The sequence below is a fragment of the Pseudokineococcus marinus genome, assembly GCF_013004605.1.
Classification (GTDB): domain Bacteria; phylum Actinomycetota; class Actinomycetes; order Actinomycetales; family Quadrisphaeraceae; genus Pseudokineococcus; species Pseudokineococcus marinus.
Map to the genome: position 1 here is coordinate 1 of NZ_JABEMA010000482.1, position 1,634 is coordinate 1,634.

Annotated in this window: 2 protein-coding genes; both read left to right on the forward strand. The window is 77.9% G+C overall.

From position 1 onward, the window contains the following. Window positions 1-1,005 (forward strand): pseudouridine synthase (locus tag HLB09_RS16830; protein WP_246235714.1); only part of this gene is annotated, 1,005 nt, incomplete at its 5' end. 195 nt (window positions 1,006-1,200) lie between these two features. After that, window positions 1,201-1,563 carry a chorismate mutase gene (gene aroH, locus HLB09_RS16835; RefSeq protein ID WP_171204444.1) on the forward strand — a complete coding sequence of 121 codons (363 nt, stop codon included), beginning with the start codon at window positions 1,201-1,203 and terminating at the stop codon, window positions 1,561-1,563. Window positions 1,564-1,634: the final 71 nt, after the last annotated feature.

The window sequence follows — 1,634 nt, forward strand, 5'->3', positions numbered from 1 at the left end:
CCCGACGGCGGTCGCCCGGACGACCGACGCGGCGGACGCCCCGGGGGCGCGCGGACGGGCGAGGGCCAGCGGTCGTCGCCCGACCGCCGCCGCACGCCCGAGGAGATCGCCGAGGAGCGCCGTCGCAACCACAAGGCGAACCGCTGGGGCTCGGGCATCGGCCGCGGTCAGCAGGGCACGAGCGGTCGTGGCGCGTCCGCGCGCGGCGCGTCCCGCCGCCCGGCCGGCACCCAGCGCGGCGAGCGCCCGGTGGGGCAGCCGGCGGTCGACGTCCACGTGGCCGACGGCGTGCGCCTGCAGAAGGTGCTGGCCCAGGCCGGCGTGGGCTCGCGCCGCACGTGCGAGGACCTCATCGCCGCGGGCCGGGTGCGCGTGGACGACGTCGTCGTCACCGAGCTGGGCCTGCGGGTGGACCCCTCCCGCCAGGCCGTCCACGTCGACGGGCTGCGCGTCGTCCTCGACGAGACGAAGGTCTACCTGGCGCTCAACAAGCCGCTCGGCGTCGTCTCGACGATGTCGGACCCCCAGGGGCGCCCCTGCATCGGCGACCTGCTCGAGCAGCACGCCCACCGGCTCTACCACGTCGGCCGGCTCGACGTCGACACCGAGGGCCTCATCCTCGTGACGAACGACGGCGAGCTCGCCAACCGGCTCCAGCACCCCTCGTGGGAGGTGCCGAAGACGTACCTGGCGCAGGTGCCCGGGCCGATCCCGCGCGACCTCGGGCGCCGGCTGCGCGAGGGCGTCGAGCTCGAGGACGGCCCCGTCAAGGTCGACTCCTTCCGGCTCGTCGACTCCCAGCCCGGGCGCGCGCTCGTCGAGCTCGTGCTCCACGAGGGCCGCAACCACATCGTCCGCCGCCTGCTCGCCGAGGTGGGGCACCCCGTGGAGCAGCTCGTGCGCACCCGCATCGGGCCGGTGCTCCTCGGGGACATGCTCCCCGGCCGCTCGCGGGCGCTGGCCCGCCCCGAGCTCGGACGCCTCATGGCGGACGTCGGGCTCTGACGGCCCGGCCACGGCGTCACGACGGGGGCCGGCGTCCGCCCACCGGGCGCCGCCCGCCCCGCCCGGCGCGCCGCCGCTAGCCTCGCGGCGGCGCCGCTCGGACGCCGGCGAGAGGCTGCCGGGCACGACGACGCGGAGGCGCGAGGCGGGCAGGACGGCCGGACCCTTCGGCCGGGACCACGGAAGGGGTGCGCGGTGGCGGTGCGAGCGGTGCGCGGGGCGACCCAGCTGGACGTCGACGAGCGCGAGCACCTGCTCGCCTCGACCCGCGAGCTCGTCACCGCCGTCCTCGAGGCCAACCCCATGGGCCCCGAGGACCTCATCTCCGTCGTCTTCACCGTCACCCCCGACCTGCGCTCGGAGTTCCCCGCCGTCGCGGCCCGTGAGCTGGGCCTCGGCGACGTCCCGCTGCTCTGCTGCACCGAGATCGACGTCCCGGGCGCCATGCCGCGGGTCGTGCGGCTCATGGCCCACGCCGAGCTCGACGTCCCGCGCGCCGACGTGCGCCACGTCTACCTGCGGGGGGCCGTCGCGCTGCGCCGCGACATCGCCCAGTGAGCGCGGCGACGGCCGGCCCGGCAGACCCCCGGGCAGCCGGCCCGGGCGCGGAGGGCGGGCCCGCCCGCACC